A 745-nucleotide genomic window follows, 5' to 3' on the forward strand; every position below is an offset into this window, starting at 1 on the left:
GTGCGTCCCGGCGCGGACGTCCCCCGCGCGAGCGCGAGACCGGGGCGGCCTCGACCGGCGCCAGCACCGCCTCCAGCGCCGCCCATTCCTCTTCCGGGCCGCGCGCCTCGCTGCGCTCCAACGCTGCCCGGAGTTTCGCGGCGAAACCTCCGCGCAGCGCCGAGGCCAGCCGTAGCCCCGCCGCTTCCGACAGCGCCCGCCCGTGGGACAGCAGGTCGCCCAGCTCGTAATGCACCAGCGCAAAGGACCGGATCTTGGAGCGCTTGGCCTTGGAGGCGGAGGCGAATATCTCGTCGACCGCGGCCTCCATCGAAGGGAACGCTCCCAGATGCGCCGCCACCGCGGCGATGCGGCCGCGCTCATAGGGGGTGAGCTGCGCGCGGACCTCGTTCTCCTCGACCATCGCCGCATAGGCCGCCCCGGCCTCGACCACCGGGCGCACGATAGCGCGCGCCGTCAGTGTCGTGCCGTCCTCGGCCCCGATCAGCGCCAGCGCCCGCAACCGCCGCCAGCCCGAGATCAGCCCGTAGCGCCCCTCGCCCAGATCCATCACCTCGATCGGCAGGCGTTGGCCGTTGGCGCGGATCGAGGCGGTGAGCTCCTCCATCGCTTCGGCATCCGTCTCGACTCGGTCGCGGGTCAGGTGGTTCACCTGGATCTTGTCGAGCGGCAGCGTCTCGATCAGCCGCCCTTCGGACTGCGCCTCGCGCCATGCGGCGGCCTGCGAGGCGACGCGCGCGGCCTC

The 745-nt window shown here is 73.0% G+C and carries 1 protein-coding gene; it reads right to left on the reverse strand.

Features of this window, described 5'->3' with window-relative positions:
• Positions 1–745: ParB/RepB/Spo0J family partition protein (locus NHG85_RS18530; protein ID WP_253335197.1), on the reverse strand; the 745-nt coding region annotated here is incomplete at both ends.

The sequence above is a fragment of the Limimaricola litoreus genome, from assembly GCF_024159025.1.
GTDB lineage: Bacteria > Pseudomonadota > Alphaproteobacteria > Rhodobacterales > Rhodobacteraceae > Limimaricola > Limimaricola litoreus.